General features: G+C 71.8%; 16 protein-coding genes. 4 read left to right on the top strand and 12 right to left on the bottom strand.

The window, feature by feature from the left end:
• From H0487_RS08105 to H0487_RS08050, 12 genes are all read right to left on the bottom strand, one after another.
• A partial coding sequence (locus tag H0487_RS08105; protein WP_183093728.1) for a serine/threonine-protein kinase occupies nucleotides 1–1,030 on the bottom strand: 1,030 nt, incomplete at its 3' end.
• A gap of 62 nt (nucleotides 1,031–1,092) precedes the next feature.
• Nucleotides 1,093–2,547: a dihydrolipoamide acetyltransferase family protein gene (locus H0487_RS08100; RefSeq protein WP_312855861.1), complete on the bottom strand. Its 1,455-nt coding sequence runs from the start codon at nucleotides 2,545–2,547 to the stop codon at nucleotides 1,093–1,095.
• Between the two features lie 2 nt (nucleotides 2,548–2,549).
• Nucleotides 2,550–3,539 (bottom strand): alpha-ketoacid dehydrogenase subunit beta, encoded by a 990-nt coding sequence (locus H0487_RS08095; RefSeq protein ID WP_183093727.1) that lies wholly within the window; start codon nucleotides 3,537–3,539, stop codon nucleotides 2,550–2,552.
• Entirely contained in the window at nucleotides 3,539–4,696 is a 1,158-nt protein-coding gene (pdhA, locus tag H0487_RS08090; RefSeq protein WP_183093726.1) for a pyruvate dehydrogenase (acetyl-transferring) E1 component subunit alpha, read from the bottom strand. The genes H0487_RS08095 and pdhA overlap by 1 nt, the downstream gene beginning before the upstream one ends.
• Nucleotides 4,697–4,938: 242 nt before the next feature.
• Entirely contained in the window at nucleotides 4,939–5,859 is a 921-nt protein-coding gene (locus tag H0487_RS08085; protein WP_312855860.1) for a cation diffusion facilitator family transporter, read from the bottom strand.
• Between the two features lie 90 nt (nucleotides 5,860–5,949).
• Entirely contained in the window at nucleotides 5,950–6,822 is an 873-nt protein-coding gene (locus tag H0487_RS08080) for a hypothetical protein (protein ID WP_183093725.1), read from the bottom strand.
• Between the two features lie 58 nt (nucleotides 6,823–6,880).
• The gene (locus tag H0487_RS08075) at nucleotides 6,881–7,765 is read right to left on the bottom strand and encodes a hypothetical protein (RefSeq protein ID WP_183093724.1); all 885 of its coding nucleotides are present in this window, start codon (nucleotides 7,763–7,765) and stop codon (nucleotides 6,881–6,883) included.
• A 21-nt stretch (nucleotides 7,766–7,786) separates the two neighbouring features.
• Nucleotides 7,787–8,743 carry a DUF2510 domain-containing protein gene (locus H0487_RS08070; protein ID WP_183093723.1) on the bottom strand — a complete coding sequence of 319 codons (957 nt, stop codon included), beginning with the start codon at nucleotides 8,741–8,743 and terminating at the stop codon, nucleotides 7,787–7,789.
• A 77-nt stretch (nucleotides 8,744–8,820) separates the two neighbouring features.
• Nucleotides 8,821–9,162 (bottom strand): hypothetical protein, encoded by a 342-nt coding sequence (locus H0487_RS08065; RefSeq protein ID WP_183093732.1) that lies wholly within the window; start codon nucleotides 9,160–9,162, stop codon nucleotides 8,821–8,823.
• Nucleotides 9,163–9,344: 182 nt separating this feature from the next.
• Nucleotides 9,345–10,334 (bottom strand): DUF2510 domain-containing protein, encoded by a 990-nt coding sequence (locus H0487_RS08060; protein ID WP_183093722.1) that lies wholly within the window; start codon nucleotides 10,332–10,334, stop codon nucleotides 9,345–9,347.
• Nucleotides 10,335–10,357: 23 nt separating this feature from the next.
• Nucleotides 10,358–11,458 carry a histidinol-phosphate transaminase gene (hisC, locus tag H0487_RS08055; protein WP_183093721.1) on the bottom strand — a complete coding sequence of 367 codons (1,101 nt, stop codon included), beginning with the start codon at nucleotides 11,456–11,458 and terminating at the stop codon, nucleotides 10,358–10,360.
• A 32-nt stretch (nucleotides 11,459–11,490) separates the two neighbouring features.
• Nucleotides 11,491–12,411, bottom strand: a complete 921-nt coding sequence (locus tag H0487_RS08050) for a dimethylarginine dimethylaminohydrolase family protein (RefSeq protein ID WP_183093720.1) — start codon at nucleotides 12,409–12,411, stop codon at nucleotides 11,491–11,493.
• Between the two features lie 101 nt (nucleotides 12,412–12,512).
• Between H0487_RS08050 and H0487_RS08045 the strand changes: the two genes are divergently transcribed.
• From H0487_RS08045 to icmF, 4 genes are all read left to right on the top strand, one after another.
• The gene (locus H0487_RS08045; RefSeq protein WP_183093719.1) at nucleotides 12,513–13,196 is read left to right on the top strand and encodes a GntR family transcriptional regulator; all 684 of its coding nucleotides are present in this window, start codon (nucleotides 12,513–12,515) and stop codon (nucleotides 13,194–13,196) included.
• Nucleotides 13,197–13,216: 20 nt separating this feature from the next.
• A complete protein-coding gene (locus tag H0487_RS08040) occupies nucleotides 13,217–13,615 on the top strand; it encodes a phage holin family protein (protein ID WP_183093718.1) in 399 nt (132 codons plus the stop codon).
• A 2-nt stretch (nucleotides 13,616–13,617) separates the two neighbouring features.
• Nucleotides 13,618–14,148: a low molecular weight protein-tyrosine-phosphatase gene (locus H0487_RS08035; RefSeq protein WP_312855859.1), complete on the top strand. Its 531-nt coding sequence runs from the start codon at nucleotides 13,618–13,620 to the stop codon at nucleotides 14,146–14,148.
• A 120-nt stretch (nucleotides 14,149–14,268) separates the two neighbouring features.
• Entirely contained in the window at nucleotides 14,269–17,442 is a 3,174-nt protein-coding gene (gene icmF / locus H0487_RS08030) for a fused isobutyryl-CoA mutase/GTPase IcmF (RefSeq protein WP_183093717.1), read from the top strand.
• Nucleotides 17,443–17,536: the final 94 nt, after the last annotated feature.

Genomic DNA, 17,536 nt, shown 5'->3' with positions numbered 1-17,536 from the left:
CGCCGACCAGGAGCACGACCGCGGCGGCAGCGAGGCCGCCGATAAGGAGCGGGGACCGGCTCCGCCGTGGCGCGGTGCTCGGCGTTCCGCCGGAGTACGGCGGCACCTGTCCCGGCACGTAGGGGGCCACCGGCCCCGGGGTGTAGGGCGCGAACGTGGCCGGCGCCGGAGCGGGCTGCTGACGCAGCACCCGGCGGAGGTCCTCGCTCAGGGCGTGGGCCGAGGGGTAGCGCTGCCCGGGGTGCTTGGCCATCGCGCTGCGCAGGACCCGGTTGATCTCGTGCTCGAGCGGGCCGGTCTCCACGACCTGCGGCACCGGGGCGCCGACATGGGCGCTGGCGAGCTGGAGGCCCGTCGTACCGCCGTAGGGAGCCTGGCCGGTGACCGTCGCCCACAGCAGGCAGCCGAGGGAGTAGATGTCCGTCGCCGGGCCGGGCGCCCCGGTCCCGGTGTGGAGCTCGGGCGCCATGTAGGCCGGCGTTCCGACGGCGAAGCCCTGGAGCGAGACGGTCTCGTGGAGGCCCGTGCGGCGCGCGATCCCGAAGTCGGCGAGGTAGGCGTTGACGTCCTCCCCGCGGATGCGCAGCAGCACGTTGGCCGGCTTGATGTCGCGGTGGACCAGGCCGGTCGCGTGCGCGTCGGCGAGGCCGGCCGAGATCTGGGCGAGGATGTCGAGCGCGATCCGGGGCGGCGGAGCGCCGGAGGTCCGGATCATCGCGCCGAGGTCGCCGCCCGGGATCAGCTGCGAGGCGATGTAGAGGTGACCGTCGGCCTCGCCGTGGGCGAACACCTGGACCACGTGCGGGGAGTCGAGGGAGGCCTGCGCCTGCGCCTCGTGGGTGAAGCGGACCCGGAAGTCAGGATCGTCCGCGAGGTGCGGCGAGATGACCTTGAGCGCCACCCGACGCTTGAGCACGGAGTCGGTGGCCTCGTAGACCACCCCCATCCCGCCCAGGCCGAGCTGGCGGACGACCTCGTAGGGGCCGATCCGCTCACCGGGCTGGGGGAACCCCTCCGCGGGCAGGGACATGGGACCTTCCTACCCTGCCCGCGGCGGGACTACTCAGCCGTTCTCAGAACAACCCGGCCGGATCAAAACAGCAAGGCGTTCGCCGGGTCGGCGACGATGTCGGCGACGTCGGCGAGGAACTGCGAGCCGGTCGCACCGTCGATGTGACGGTGGTCGAACGACAGCGCCAGTGTCGTCACCTGCCGCGGCACCACCTGGTCGCCCACGACCCACGGCTTGGGCTTGATCGCGCCCATGCAGAGGATCGCGGACTCGCCGGGGTTGATGATCGGCGTGCCGGCGTCGATGCCGAACACCCCCACGTTGGTGATCGTGAAGGTGCCGCCGGCCATGTCGGCGGGCTGGGTGCGGCCCTCGCGAGCGGTGGCCGTCAGTCCCTCGATCGCCTGGGCGAGCTCGACCAGGGTGAGCGCGTGGGCGTCCTTGACGTTGGGCACGACCAATCCGCGGGGGGTCGCCGCCGCGATGCCGAGGTTGACGTAGTGCTTGACCACGACCTCGCCGGCGGCCTCGTCCCAGTAGGAGTTGATCATCGGTGTACGACGCGCCGCGAGGACGACCGCGCGGGCGAACACCAGCAGCGGCGACACCTTGACGCCCTTGAACTCGCGCCGCTGCTTGAGCCGGGCGACGAGCTCGAGGGTCGCGGTCGCGTCGACGGTGACCCACTCGGTGACGTGGGGCGAGGTGAACGCCGACTCCGTCATCGCGGTGGCCATCATCTTGCGGACGCCCTTGATGGGCTCGCGGGTCTCGCCGCCGGCGACCGGTGCGGCGACCGCAGCGGGCACCGGGCTGACCGGAAGGACGGCGCCGAGCGCACCCTCGACATCGGCGCGGGTCACCGTGCCGCCGGGACCGGTCGGGGCGATCGTGCCGAGGTCGACGCCGAGGTCCTTGGCGAGCTTGCGCACCGGCGGCTTGGCCAGCGCCCGGACGTCCCCCGCCGGGGCGGGGACCTCCGGAGCCGTGGCCGGGACCGGCGAGGTCGGCGCGCCCGCGGCCAGTGCCTGGTCCTCGGCGTCGTCGAAGACCGCGTGGACGAGGTGCTTGACCTTGGCGTGCTGGTCGGTCGCGTTCTGGTTGTAGACGTCGTGGACGTCGGCCAGTGCGGTGCGGACGCCGGCCGCCTCCGCGAGCGGTCGCCGGGCACGACGCTGGGCGACCCGGTCGGCCTTGATCCGGCCGACGAGGGATTCGCCCTCGCCGCCGCCGCTCGCCGCGGGGTTGGAGAGGTCGATGTCCATGCCACCGTCGGCGCCACCGCCGGCGGGGACCTCGGAGGGGTCGCCGATCGCGATGATCGGGGTGCCGACCGGGACCGTCTCGCCCTCGGCGACGAGGATCGCGGTCACCGCTCCGGCGTACGGCGACGGCAGCTCGACGAGCGACTTGGCGGTCTCGATCTCTACGACGACGTCGTTGACGGCGACGAGGTCACCGACCTTGACCTTCCAGGAGACGATCTCGGCCTCGGTGAGGCCTTCGCCGACGTCGGGGAGGAGGTACTCGGGCACGGTCAGAACTCCAGGCTTCGGTCGACGGCGTCCAGGACTCGGTCGAGGTCGGGGAGCCACTCCTCCTCGAGCCGTGATGCAGGGTAGGGCGTGTCGAAGCCGCCGACCCGGAGCACCGGCGCCTCCAGCGCGTAGAAGCACTCCTCGGTGATCCGCGCGGCGATCTCCGAGCCGAGGCCGAGGTTGACGTGCGCCTCGTGGACCACGACCGCCCGGCCGGTCCGGCGGACCGATGCGAAGACCGGGTCGAGGTCGAGGGGCGAGAGCGTGCGCAGGTCGATGACCTCCAGCGACGTCCCCTCCCCGGCCGCGACCTCGGCGGCCTTCATGGCTGTCTTGACCGTCGGGCCGTAGGCGAGCACGGTCGCGTCGGAGCCGGGCCGCACGACCTTCGAGGTGAAGAGCGGGGCGGGGGTGGCGTCCTCGTCGAGCTCGGTCTTCTCGGCGTGGTACTGCCGCTTCGGCTCGAGGAAGATCACCGGGTCGTCGTGGGCGATGGCCTGCTGGATCATCCAGTAGCCGTCGACCGGGTTGGAGCAGGTGACGACCTTGAGGCCGGGGGTGTGCGCGAACTGCGCCTCGGGGGACTCCGAGTGGTGCTCGACCGCGCCGATGCCGCCGCCGAACGGGATCCGGATGACCATCGGCATCTTGATCCGGCCCTGGCTGCGGAAGTGCAGCTTGGCGACCTGGCACACGATCTGGTCGTAGGCCGGGTAGACGAACCCGTCGAACTGGATCTCGACGACGGGCCGGTAGCCACGCATGGCCATGCCGACCGCGGTGCCGACGATGCCCGACTCGGCGAGCGGGGAGTCGATGACCCGGTCCTCACCGAAGTCCTTCTGCAGCCCGTCGGTGATCCGGAAGACCCCACCGAGCTTGCCGACGTCCTCGCCCATGAGCAGGACCTTGTCGTCGGCCTCCATCGCCTTGCGCAGACCCATGTTGAGGCCCTTGGCGAGGGTCACCTTGCTGGTCGTGCCGGCCATCAGTGGCTCCCCTCGAACGAGGAGAGATAAGCCGTGAAGGCATCGCGCTGCTCGGCGAGCTCGGGCGTGATCTCGGCGTAGACGCGGTCGAAGATGTCGAGCGGCTTCGGGTCCGGCATCGCCTTGGTGCCCTCGCGCAGCGCGTGGCCGAGCTGGTCGGCCTCCTCCGCCAGGTCGGCGAAGAACGCGTCGTCGGCGTAGCCGTTGCGCTTGATGTAGACCTCCAGGCGCGAGATCGGGTCCTTGAGCTTCCAGCTCTCGACGTCGGCGCTGAGCCGGTAGCGGGTCGGGTCGTCGGTCGTCGTGTGGGCACCCATCCGGTAGGTGAACGCCTCGATCATCGACGGACCCTGGCCGTCCCGGGCACGCTGGAGCGCGGCCTGGGTGACGGCGTACGTCGCGAGCACGTCGTTGCCGTCGACGCGCACGCCGGGGAACCCGAAGCCGAGCGCCCGTTGGTAGAGGGGGATCCGGCTCTGGCGCTCGATCGGCTCCGAGATCGCCCACTGGTTGTTCTGGCAGAAGAAGACCACCGGCGCGTTGTAGGAGGCCGCGAAGATGAACGACTCGTTGACGTCGCCCTGGCTGCTGGCACCGTCGCCGAAGTGGGCGAGCACCGCCGCGTCGCGGTCGGGGTCCCCGGTGCCGACGACCCCGTCGCGCTGCATCCCCATCGCGTAACCGACGGCGTGCAGGGTCTGGGCACCGATGACGATCGTGTAGAGGTTGAAGTTGTGGTCGTGCGGGTTCCACCCGCCGTGGTCGACCCCGCGGAACAGGCTGATGAGGTGGAGCGGGTCGAGCCCGCGGCACCACGCGACGCCGTGCTCGCGATAGGTGGGGAACACGAAGTCGTTGGGGCGGACGGCCCGACCGGCGCCGATCTGCGCCGCCTCCTGGCCGAGCAGCTGCGCCCAGATGCCGAGCTCGCCGTGCCGCTGGAGGGCGGTGGCCTCGACGTCGATCCGCCGGACGAGCACCATGTCGCGGTAGAAGCCGCGCAGCTCCTCGGCGGTGAACTCCATGTCGAACTCGGGGTGGTGAACCCGCTCACCCTCCGGCGTCAGGAGCTGGATCAGCTCCGGCCCGCCGTCTTCGTGCTTCGGACCGAAGACCTCGACGAGGTCGGGCCCGAAACCAGTGTCCTGATGAGTCACAGCACTCCTTCGTGTCGCCGGACCGCGGGGTCTCCGCCGTCCGGTGGCCGGTGTCTTTTCCGAGCACGGGCCGCGGGGGTGGTGCGGCCATGTGAGCGGGGCCACAATCGTAGCGGCGCTCACGCTAGCCGCGTGCTTCGACGGCGGCGAATCAGTCAGGACTTCCGAATATCGGAGGTCCGATAGTCGGGCGCCCGAGCATCACCCCGGACATCACCCCTGGCGAGGGACACGGACCCGCGTCAGTGCATCTCGCCGAGGTCCTCGTGATCGCGGTGCGAGGCCGGCTCGACCTGGAAGGTCGTGTGCCGCACCCCGAAGTGGGTGGCGACGCAGTCGGCGAGCACGTCGAGCACCGCGCCGACGCCCTCGTCGCGCAACACGTCGTCCTCGACGGTCACGTGGGCGGAGAGGCTGGCCATCCCGCTCGTGATCGTCCACGCGTGGAGGTCGTGCACGTCGACCACACCGGGCGCGTGCGCGAGGTGGTGGCGGACGTCGTCGAGGTCGAGGTCGGCAGGCGCCAGCTCGAGCAGCACCCGGCCGGAGTCGCGGATCAGCAGCGCCGCGCGCGGCAGGATCATGACCGCGATGAGCAGCGAGGCGATCGGGTCGGCCTGCTGCCACCCCCACACCCAGATCACCACGCCGGCCGCGACCGCGAGGACCGAGCCGAGGAGGTCGGCGAGCACCTCGTTGAGGGCACCGCGCAGGTTGAGGGAGCCGGTGTCGCCGCCCGCGAGCACGCGCAGCGCGATCGCGTTGGCTGCCAGGCCGATGAGGGCGAAGGCGACCAGGCCGGGGCCGTCGACGTCGGGCGGGTCGGTCAGCCGGGTGAGCCCGGACCAGCCCAGGTAGCCGCAGACTCCGAGCAGGACGACCGCGTTGACGAGCGCAGCGACCACCTCGACCCGGTGGTAGCCGAACGTCGAGCGGGCGCTCCCGGGCCGCGAGGCGACGTACGACGCTCCGAGCGCGAGCACGACTGCCCCGGCATCGGTGGCCATGTGCCCCGCGTCGGCGAGCAGGGCGAGCGAGCCGGTGACCCAGGCGCCGACGAGCTCGACGACCAGGACCGTGCCGGTGACCGCGAGGACCCAGCGCAGGCGCNACCGTGCCGGTGACCGCGAGGACCCAGCGCAGGCGCACCCGGTCGGCGGCACGCGACCCCGCGTGCCCGTGCCCGTGACCGACGCCCATGGGGTCAGCCTAGGAGGCGGGCCGGGCTCGCGCCCGGCCCGCCTCCGCAGGGATCAGACCAGCTGGAACGCGCTGACCAGCCAGGGCAGCTCCGGGTCGGTGTTGGGACTGAGCACCCACGTCGCGGTGTACTGCGTGCTCGTGTCGGTGCTGTCCACCACGGTGGCGATGACCGTCACCGAGCCGTCGCCGTTGTCGATCGGGTCCTGGAACTCGTACTGGACGCTCGACATCTCCTGGGTGCCCGCGTCGCGCTTGCACGCCTTCTGGCTGCCGTAGGCGGCCGCCCACCACTCCGGCGTCGAGAGCCCCTCGACAGCAGGGCAGTTGCCGGTCACGAGCGAGTCGAGGTAGGCCTGCGCGGTGATCGCCGGGTCGGCCGACGGGTCACCGGACTCGGTCGTCGTCTCCGTGGTCGCCTCGGTCGTCGGCGGCGCGATGCTCGTCGTGACCTCGGTCGGGATCGAGGTGTCGACCGTGGTGGGGACGTCCGTCGGGGGGACCGTCTGGGTCACGGTCCTCTTGGGCTTGTCGTCATCGTCGTCACCGCCGAGCACGACGGCCGCCGCGATGCCGCCCCCGATGAGGACGAGCAGCGCGACGACGATCGCGACGATCAGGATGACCTTCTTGCCGCCACCCCCGCCGCTGGTCGGCGGAGCACCGAAGCCGCCGCCCGGAGGGCCCGGCGGGAAGCCGCCGCCCGGGTTGGCGCCGTAGGGCTGCTGCGGAGCCGGCGGGTAGCCGCCGGGCTGCTGCGGAGCCGGCGGGTAGCCGCCGGGCTGCTGCGGAGCCGGCGGGTAGCCGCCGGGCTGCTGCGGAGCCGGCGGGTAGCCGCCGGGTTGCTGGGGGGGTACGCCGCCACCGGGCGCCACCTGGGTCGGGGGGAGGTCTCCGGGCTGACCGGGGCCGGGGTAGTTGGTCACGTCGAGGAGCGTAAGGGGCGATCGGCGCAGAATTGGCCGATTTGGCCGTGAACCGTCCTCAGGAACGAACCGTCGCACCGTGGCTGCGGGTACGACCGCCGGGCACCAGCGACGCGCCGATGAACAGGGCGGCGACCACCAGGCCGCCGATCACGCCGGCCCAGGCGGACTCGTCCAGGGTGGACACGACCACCTCCACCACGAGCCGGGCGAGGTCCTGCTTCGCGGGGTCGACCTGGTCGACGACGGCGTCGGTGAGGGCGGGGGTGACGGCCAGGACCAGCCCGCCGCCGATGGCCGCACCGATCGCGGCGGCACCCGCGGCCCGCATCCGGCCCCGCATGCCCGGCGTCGCGATCACCGCGACGAGGACCAGGCCGAGCCAGAACAGCGGCACCCAGAAGGCCAGACCCTCCAGCACCTGGTAAGCCCCACGGGCCCGCTCCAGCTCGGACTCGGGCAGCACCGGCAGCGGCAGCGGCGGTGCTTCGACCAGCGCGGCCGGCGGGAAGGTCCGCGCGATCTCGTCGATGACCTGCTGGAGCAGGGGCTGGAGGTCGACGATCACGTAGCCGTCGTCGTCGACCTCCTGGCCGCGCTCGTGGACGATCGCGAGGAACTCGCGGTGCGCGTCAGCGTTGGCCTGCCGCCAGAAGTCCGGGAAGGCCTTGCTCTCCACGACCATCGTGGTCGCCCTGCGCACGCCCTCGCTGAACGCCGCGGGGAGACCGACGGGCACGCTGCTCTCCATCGCGCTGATCGCCGCGGCGGCCAGCTCCTCGCCGAGCTCCTTGCGCAGCGCCGGCTCGTCCGCGAGCGGAGCCACCGTGTCGACGTACGCGTCGGTGTTGTCGACGCGCAGCGACAGCCACGTCGACGTGATGCCGATCGGCACCAGCACGGTCGCCAGCACGACCGCGAACGCGGCGAGCCCGAGCCTCATCCGTGTCTCCCCCTCGACGCGTCAGCAGTCCTCGCTGTACTCCTCGTCGTAGTACTTCTCCTTGACCTTCCAGTCACCGTCCTCCTTGCAGAGGAGCGCGGTGCCCTTGTCGGAGGTCTTCTCGTCGCCACCGAGGTAGTCGTCGAGGTAGTCGTCGTTGTCGCCCTTGTACTCGGACGTGGTCCGCCACTCGACCTCGGCCTGGTCGTCGTCCTCCTCGACGTCCTTGATCTCGACCTCGAACTCGAAGTCGCCCAGGACGTCGTCGAAGGACTGGTCGACGTCCTCCTCGAAGTCCTCCTTCTGGTCCTCGAAGTCGTCCTCGACCTCTCCGAACCACTCACCGCAGTCCTCGGCGTCCTCCTCCTCGAACTGCTCCTTGAAGGCGTCCTCGACCGACAGCTCGCACAGGCGCTCCTGGTCGAACTCGAAGTCGGCCTTGAGGTAGTCCTCGGTGACGCTCTCGGGCGAGCCACCACCGACGACCTTGAAGAGGACGACGACCAGGATCACCACGAGGAGGAGCGCACCGACGCCACCACCGATGATCGCGATCAGCTTCTTGTTGCCGCCGCCGGAGGAGGCGCCGCCGCCGAACGACGGCTGACCGAACGCCGGCTGGCCGAACGCCGGCTGGCCGGCGGGCTGGCCGTAGACCGGCTGACCGGCGGGCTGACCGGTAGGAGCGCCGTAGACGCCCTGCGGCTGGGCCGGCTGCCCGGGCTGGCCCGGATAGTCAGCGGCGCGGTTGGGCGCGACCTGCGTCGGCAGGTCGGCGCCGGGGATGCTCGGAGCGGCCGGGGCGGCAGGCGCGGCCGGGGCGGCCGGGGCGGCCGGGGCGGCCGGGGCGGCCGGGGCGGCAGGAGCCGCCGGCGGCTGGGTGTGCTCGGTCCACTGGGTGCCGTCCCACCAGCGCTGGCCACCCTGGCCGTCGGGATACCACCCGGGAGGGGTCGAGGGCTGGTTCGGGTCGGACATCGCGCACTCCTGGCAGTCGGGCCGCCGTGGTGCACGGACGGCAATCGCCAGGAATCATCGCATCCCGGGCAGAACGATCAGTGCAGGACGCTGATGATGAGGACGAGGAAGGCGAAGCCGAGCAGGCCGATCGTGGTGATGAGCCCCATCAGGAAGCCGATGGTGCGCTTCTGGCTCGGCGGGGCCGGGGGAAGGCCCCCGCCGTAGCCACCACCGAAGCCACCACCGGGCACTCCTACCGGAGCACCCGCGGGCGGAGCGCCCTGGAGGTAGCCCGGGGCCGCAGCCGGCTGCGGCGGGTAGCCCTGCGGCGGCGCGGCCGGGTAGCCGGGCTGTTGCGGATAGCCCTGCGGAGCAGGCTGACCCGGATAGGGCTGCTGGCCGGGCTGCGGCGGTCCACCGTACGGGGGCTGGCTCATGGGCCCAGCCTAGTGGCGTGCGCGTGAAGTGTCTGGACGGTTGGCGTGTTCAGGGTGCGTGCATCGCAAGGCGCCGGCGCGCCGCCATACCGGGTCGTCTCGCAAGCGTCGGCAACGCCGCGAGGTGCGTGCCCTGGGCGCGCCAACCGTTCAAGAACTTTGCGCGCACGCCACTGAGTGACCTAGTAGGTGAAGAGGTCGGAGAAATTGGAGAAGTAGTCCGACAGGTACGACTCGAGCTCCGACGGGTCGGTCGGGAAGTCGGTCGGGAAGTCCGAGAACATGTCCGTCGGGAAGTCCGTGAAGTCCGTGTAGTCGGAGAAGTCCGTGTAGTCGGAGAAGTCGGTCTCGACGTCCGTGCTGCCGGTGACCGGCCCGGTCGGCGACTCCCCGCCGCTCTCGTCGAACTCGTCGACCAGCCACTCGTCGTCCTCGACGACCATCGCGAGCGTGACCGGCGCGGACTGTCCGGCGAAGGCCAGGTCGACCGGAACGGTGGCGGACCCGGCGTCCTCGTCGATGGTGGCGTCGCCGACGACCCACGTGAACTCCGCCGGCATGTCCTCGACCTCGCAGCCACCCTCCTCCTCGAGGAGGCGGTCGGTCACGAGGTCCTCGAGCGCGGCGCAGTCCTGCGCGAGCACGCCCGCCATGAACAGCTCGGCTGTCTCCTCCGGCGTGCGTGTCGGCAGGTCACCGCCAGCGCTGTTGTCGTCGCGCCCGCTCGCGTCGTCGTCGCTGTCTCCGCGGAGGAAGACCGCCCACGAGCCGACGGCGAGCACCGCGATGAGGACGATCGCGCCCACCACGCCGAGCGCGATGAGCAGGCCGCGGTTGCCGCCGCTGCTCGGCGGCGGCAGGCCGGGACCGCCCTGGCCGGGGCCGCCGGGGAACGACGGCTGCGGGACGGCGCCGTACGCCGAGGGCGGGCTCGGCGGGGTCGGCCCTGTCGGCGCGCCGGCACCGGGCCAACCCGAGGGCTCCGGGGACTGGACGGGGAACTGCGCGGTCGGGGTGGGCGCCCCACCGCCGTAGGCCTGGGTGAGGTCGGCGCCGCCGACGGCACCGCTCCCCGGCTGGACGTGGTCGGTCCACGCGGCTCCGTCGAACCAGCGCAGGGTGCCGTTCTGGTCGGGGTACCAGCCAGGCTGGCCGGGGGTCTCTCCAGGCACCGGGACTCTCCAGCAGGTCGGGGTCAGGTCGAGCGGGACGATCCAACGGTAGTGCCAACCGGCGGCGTGAGGGTGCGGAGGAGGTCGACGAGCCGGTCGGTCGACTCGGGCTCGGCCACGCTGACCCGCACGCCCTCTCCTGCGAACGGTCGGACCGCGAGCCCGACCTCCCCGGCCGCCGCAGCGAAGTCAGCGGCGCCGGCACCGAGGTCGAACCACACGAAGTTGCCCTGCGGGTCAGGAACCGACCAGCCGGCGGAACGGATGCCCGCGACCAGCCGGACGCGCTCGGCGACCAGGGAGTCGACCCGGGCCATCAGCTCGTCCTCGGCCGCGAGCGAGGCGACCGCGGCGGCCTGTGCCACCGACGACACCCCGAAGGGCAGCGCGACGGCGCGCAGCGCGCCGGCGACCTCGGCGCTCCCGACCGCGTAGCCCACCCGCAGCCCGGCGAGCCCGTAGGCCTTGGAGAACGTGCGCAGCAGGACCACGTTGGGGTGGGCGCGCACCAGGGCCGGCCCGTCGACGGGGTCGTCCATCCGCACGAACTCGAGGTAGGCCTCGTCGACGACGACGAGCACCCGGTCAGGGACGGCGCCGAGGAACGCCGCGACCTCGGCGTGGGTCAACGCCGGACCGGTCGGGTTGTTGGGCGTGCACAACAGCACGACGCGGGTGCGGTCGGTGATCGCCGCGGCCATCGCGGCGAGGTCGTGACGCCCGTCGGACGTCACCGGGACCTTCACCCCCGTCGCCCCGGCGGCGGTCACCGCGATCGGGTAGGCCTCGAAGGATCGCCATGCGTGGACGACCTCGTCACCGGGCCCGCAGAACGCGGCGAGCAGGTGATAGATCAGGGCGACCGAGCCGGTGGCCGCGGCGAGCTGGTCCGTCTCGACGTCGAGCCGGGTCGCGAGCGCGTCGTACAGCGCCGCACAGCCCATGTCGGGGTAGCGGTTCATCGCCGACGCCGCCTGCTCCGCGGTCGCGAGGACGCTGGCCAGGGGCGGGTAGGGGTTCTCGTTGGACGACAGCTTGTACGACGTCAGGCCGGGCCGGGCAGCCGGCGGCCGGCCCGGGACGTACGGCGGGATCTCGCGGACGTGCGGCAGCGGCTCGACCATGGTTCCGACCCTACGTCTCGGCCCGACGGGTCTCAGGCCGCCGGGTTCTCCTCGGTCGGTGGCGCTACCACCCGACCGCCCGCCACCACCGCGAGCTCGCGGCCGAGCCGGATGTCGAGCGGGTTGGTCATGCACCGGACCGAGCCGCCACCGAGGTGGAACTCGGAGACGTCGACGAGGACGACCTCGAAGCCCCCTGCCTCGATCTGCGCCCGCACCCGCGGCGGGCAGGCCGGCATGACGACGGTGCGGCCGACGACGACCGAGTTGGCGCACAGCGTGGTGATCGCCTCCTCCTCGGTGATCACGATCGGTTCGGGCACGAGCGCGAGGAGCGCTTCGGCCGAGGCCGGGTCGAGAGCGTCGGGGCAGACGATCGCGCGACGCTCGTCGAGCGGGCAGAAGGCCAGGTCGAGGTGATACATCCCCGGGTGGGTGATCCGCAGGCCGCGCACGGTGACCCCGAGGTCGGCGGCAAGGTGCTTGAGCGCGAGCTCGTCGGTCCGCGGGCCCACCCCGACCAGCAGGTCGCCGCCGAAGGGGAAGGCGTCTCCGGCCTCGAAGTGGGCGCCCACGCCGTCACGGCCGACGAAGGTGGTGGCGAAGCCCTCGGCCTCGAACCAGTCGCGGGCGCTGGGCGTCTCGTTGCGCCGCTGCGGGAAGCGCATGTGGGACAGGACGACGGCGCGGCGGCCGGCCTCCTCCCACTCCGGGCGCTGCACGGCGAAGCCGAGGTTCATGGCATAGACCATGTCGGGGCTATCGGCCCGGGCCGGGATCACGTCGACCCGGGCGCCGAGGCGCTCGAGGGTCGCGACCAGGTCCCGCCACTGCGTGGCGGCGCGTTCGGGATCGGGCTGCACGGACGGGTCCATGAAGGGGTTGATCGCGTAGTCCACGCGGAATTGCGACGGCTCGACCATCGCGTAGTGACGACCCCAACCGAGCTCCATCCCGGCATCCCTCCTCGACTCCGCACGAACCGCACGATTGTCAGACAATCTGACAATGAGATGAGCATACAGCCTGGAGGCCGATGCGGGAGAATGGAGGCATGCCGGCCACCCAGCCACGCTTCGACTCCCTCAGCGTCGAGCACGCCTCGACCGTCGAGCGCGTGACCGCCGAGCTGCGCCGCGCCGTGTTCGAGGGCGAGGTCGAGAGCGGTACGCCGCTGCGCGAGCTGGCCCTCGCCGAGTCGCTCGGCGTCTCCCGGCCGACCGTGCGCGAGGCGCTGATGGCGCTGGTCGCCGAGGGCCTGGCCACCCGCGAGCCCAACCGCGGGGTGAGCGTCGCGACGCCGAGGGCCGAGTCGGTTCGCGACGTGTGCTCGGCGCGCTGGGTGCTCGAGGGCGCCGGCGTGCACGCCTGGCCGGAGGCGAGCGACGCGGCCCGCAAGCGGGTGCGGCAGACGCTGGAGGCCTACACCAGTGCAGTGCGCAGCGGGCGGGCGTCGTACGAGGAGCTCAACGAACGGCACCTCGCCTTCCACGTCTCCCTGGTCGAGCTGACCGGCAGCCCGCGGCTGGTACAGATGGCCGAGAGCCTCATGGACGAGCTCAAGCTCGCACTGGCCCAGGTCGACCGGGTCCGGCGCAACGCCCACGACCAGGCCGAGTCCCACGAACCGCTGGTCCGGCTGCTCGAGGACGGCGACCTCGACGGCGCCTACGAGTTCCTGCACCGCCACATCGACGACGCGGCCGAGGAGATCGTCGAGGCACTGGCGCTGACCTGACGCCTGACAGACTCCACCTCATGGTGGAGTTCCTCGCCCGGTGGGCGATCACGAGCGTCGCGCTGGCGGCCGCCGCCCAGGTCATGGACGGCATCCGGTTCACCGGTCCGACCCAGGGTCAGGCCGAGCTCGAGCACAAGCTGCTGCCGCTCCTCGGCGTCGCGCTGATCCTGGCGCTGGTGACCGCGCTGGTGAAGCCGGTCCTCGTGGTGCTGTCGTTCCCGGTGATCCTGCTGACGCTCGGGCTGTTCCTGCTCGTCGTCAACGCGCTGCTGCTGCTCATCACCGACTGGCTCGCCGACCTGTTCGACGTCGGCTTCCGCGTCGCCGGGTTCTGGCCGGCCGTCGGAGGCGCGATCATCATCAGCGTCACGACCTGGGTCCTCGACGCCATCGTCGGCGTCGACAAGGACGACTGACGGTGCCGGCCGTCCCGCCGACCCTGCCGCCCGCGCGCGAGCCGGGCCGCTACCGGGTCGCGCTGGTGTGCCTCGGCAACATCTGCCGCTCCCCGATGGCCGACGTGGTGCTCACCGACCGGGTCCGGTCAGCAGGACTGGACGACCGGGTCGAGGTCGTCAGCTCCGGCACGGGCGACTGGCACGTCGGCCACCCGATGGACCGTCGGGCCGCGGCGATCCTCACCGGCGAGGGGTACGACGCCAGCGCCCACCGCGCCCAGCAGGTCCAGGCGTCCTGGCTCACCGACTGCGACCTGGTGCTCGCCATGGACCAGGACAACCTCCGCGACCTCCGGTCCCTGGCCGGCGGCACCGCCGACCCCGACCGGGTCCGCCTCTTCGGCGACTTCGACCCGCTCGAGCCCGGCGCCGAGGTGCCCGACCCGTACTACGGCGGCACCGATGGCTTCCAGGTCGTCCTCGCCATGGTCGAACGCACCTGCGACGTGCTGGTGGCCGCAATTCGGGACAGCCCCCCGGAGGACAACTGAGCCCCTAGGGCCGGCGCTCTCCCGGGGGGACCCTCCCTGCAGGGGAGCCTCGATTTCGGGCAACTACTTGGATGTCCTACTATTTGCTAGGACGTCCAACTAGTTGACCCGGGAGACCCCATGGCACCCGCGCCGCTGCACAAGCCGACCCGGCCGATCCGGCTGGTCACCGCCTCGAGCCTGTTCGACGGTCACGACGCTGCGATCAACATCATGCGGCGGATCTTCCAGAGCCAGGGCTGCGAGGTCATCCACCTCGGGCACAACCGGTCGGTCGCCGAGATCCTCGAGGCCGCGCTGGAGGAGGACGTGCAGGGCATCGCCGTCTCGTCCTACCAGGGCGGGCACGTGGAGTACTTCGAGTACCTCGCCGCGGAGCTGCGGCGGCGCGGAGCGGAGCACATCAAGATCGTCGGCGGCGGTGGCGGCGTGATCGTCCACGACGAGATCGAGCGCCTGCGCCGGTCCGGCGTGATCATCTTCAGCCCCGAGGACGGCCAGCGGATGGGCCTGCCCGGGATGATCAACTCGGTCGTCAAGGCCTGCGACGTGGACCTGTGGTCGGCGCGCGCGGTCACGGCCGACGACGTCATCACCGGCGACCGTTCCGCGCTGGCCCGGATGATCACCGGCGTCGAGAGCGGCGCCGTCGACGACGCCACGCTCGCCCGGCTGCGCGAGGCCGCGCAGAGCCGGACCATCCCCGTCCTCGGCATCACCGGCACCGGAGGCAGCGGCAAGAGCTCGCTCACCGACGAGCTCGTCCGCCGCCTGCGGATCGACCAGCACGACAAGGTCCGCGTCGCGGTGCTGGCCGTCGACCCGACCCGGCGCAAGGGCGGCGGCGCGCTGCTCGGCGACCGGATCCGGATGAACAGCCTCGATCTCGACGGTCCCGGGCTCGACCGCGACCGGGTCTACTTCCGCAGCCTCGCCACCCGCGGCGCCCACGAGCTCCCCGACCACCTCGCCGACGTCATCGCGACCGTCAAGGCCGCCGGCTTCGACCTGGTCGTCGTCGAGACACCCGGCATCGGCCAGGGCGACGCGGCGGTCGTGCCCTTCGTCGACACCAGCCTCTACGTCATGACGCCCGAGTACGGCGCCGCGTCGCAGCTCGAGAAGATCGACATGCTCGACTTCGCCGACGCCGTCGCGATCAACAAGTTCGAGCGCCGCGGCGCGGCCGACGCCCGCCGCGAGGTGGCCCGCCAGCTCGTGCGCAACCGCGAGGCGTTCGGCCAGCAGCCCGACGACATGCCGGTCTTCGGCACCTCGGCCGCGACGTTCGCCGACGACGGCGTCACCGGGCTCTACCAGTTCCTCCGCGACCAGCTCACCGGCCACGGGCTCGCCGTCGACGCCGGCACCCTGGCCCCGGTGACCGGCAAGACGTCGACCCGGATCCAGCAGGTGCTGCCGCCCGAGCGGGTCCGCTACCTGGCCGAGATCGCCGACACGGTCCGCGACTACCACGAGCAGACCGAGCAGCTCGCCGCCCTCGCGCGGCGCGCCCAGGCGTTCGAGGTCGTCGCCGGGGAGGCCGCCGCCACGGGCGAGGACGCCACGGTGGCGGCCCGGCTCGCCGCCCTCGCCCCCGAGACCCCCGCCTGGCTGCGCGACCGGCTCGCGGAGTGGCCCGAGCTCGTCGCGAGCTATGCCGCCGAGGACACCGGGCGCGAGTCGCTGTCGGGCAACCGGATCCCGCGCGTCGCCGTACCGTCCTTCGAGGACCACGGAGAGCTGGTGCGCTTCTGGCGCCGCGAGAACCTGCCGGGCTCCTTCCCGTTCACCGGCGGCGTCTTCCCGTTCAAGCGCGAGAACGAGGACCCTGCCCGGATGTTCGCGGGCGAGGGCGACCCCTTCCGCACCAACCGCCGCTTCAAGCTGCTCTCCGAGGACCAGCCGGCGACCCGGCTGTCGACGGCGTTCGACTCCGTCACGCTCTACGGCCGCGACCCCGCTGAGCGGCCCGACATCTACGGCAAGGTCGGCACGTCGGGCGTCAGCGTCGCGACGCTCGACGACATGAAGGCGCTCTACGACGGCTTCGACCTCGGCTCGCCCACGACGTCGGTGTCGATGACCATCAACGGTCCGGCGCCGACGGTCCTCGCCTTCTTCCTCAACACCGTGATCGACCAGGCCAAGGACAAGGGCATCGACCCGGCCGAGGCGCTCCGCACCGTGCGGGGCACGGTCCAGGCCGACATCCTCAAGGAGGACCAGGGCCAGAACACCTGCCTGTTCTCCACCGAGTTCTCGCTGCGCTGCATGGCCGACATCCAGGAGTGGTTCATCCAGCAGGAGATCCGGAACTTCTACTCGGTCTCCATCTCCGGCTACCACATCGCCGAGGCCGGGGCGAACCCGATCAGCCAGCTCGCCTTCACCCTCGCCAACGGCTTCACCTACGTCGAGTCGTACCTCGCGCGCGGCATGGACATCGACGACTTCGCGCCCAACCTGTCCTTCTTCTTCTCCAACGGCATGGACCCGGAGTACACCGTGATCGGTCGGGTCGCCCGGCGGATCTGGGCGATCGCGATGAAGGAGCGGTACGGCGCCAACGAGCGCTCGCAGCGGCTGAAGTACCACGTCCAGACCTCGGGTCGCTCGCTGCACGCCCAGGAGATGGCGTTCAACGACATCCGCACCACTCTCCAGGCACTGTGCGCGATCTACGACAACGCCAACTCGCTGCACACCAACGCCTACGACGAGGCGGTCACCACCCCGACCGACGAGTCCGTGCGCCGCGCCCTGGCCATCCAGATGATCATCAACCGCGAGTGGGGCCTGGCGGTCAACGAGAACCCGCTCCAGGGCTCGTACGTCGTCGACCAGCTCACCGACCTGGTGGAGGAGGCCGTCCTCGCGGAGTTCGAGCGGATCTCCGAGCGCGGCGGTGTCCTCGGCGCGATGGAGACCGGCTACCAGCGGGGCCGGATCCAGGACGAGTCGATGCTCTACGAGCACCGCAAGCACGACGGCACGCTGCCGATCATCGGCGTCAACACCTTCCGCTCCCCCGGAGCCGATGACGGGACCCCCGACCACGTGGAGCTCGCCCGGGCGACCGAGGACGAGAAGCGCTCCCAGCTGGAGCGGGTCGAGAAGTTCCGCTCGGCGCACGCCGACGAGGCCGAGGCCGCGATCGAGCGGCTCAAGGCGGCCGCGACCAGCGGGGAGAACATCTTCGCCGTGCTGATGGACGCCGCGCGGGTGTGCTCGCTGGGCCAGGTCACCGAGGCGTTCTTCGAGGTCGGCGGCCAGTACCGCCGCAACGTCTGACGCTCGTCGTACCCGGTCCACGGGTCGTGATTTGGCTGATTCACGACCGGTAGACCGGGTGCGACGCTAGTTTCCGGCGCGGGAGGGGCTTTCC

Origin of the sequence: Nocardioides stalactiti (genome assembly GCF_014180715.1) — a bacterium.
Lineage (GTDB): Bacteria > Actinomycetota > Actinomycetes > Propionibacteriales > Nocardioidaceae > Nocardioides > Nocardioides stalactiti.
This window is presented reverse-complemented; position numbering and strand designations above follow the sequence as displayed.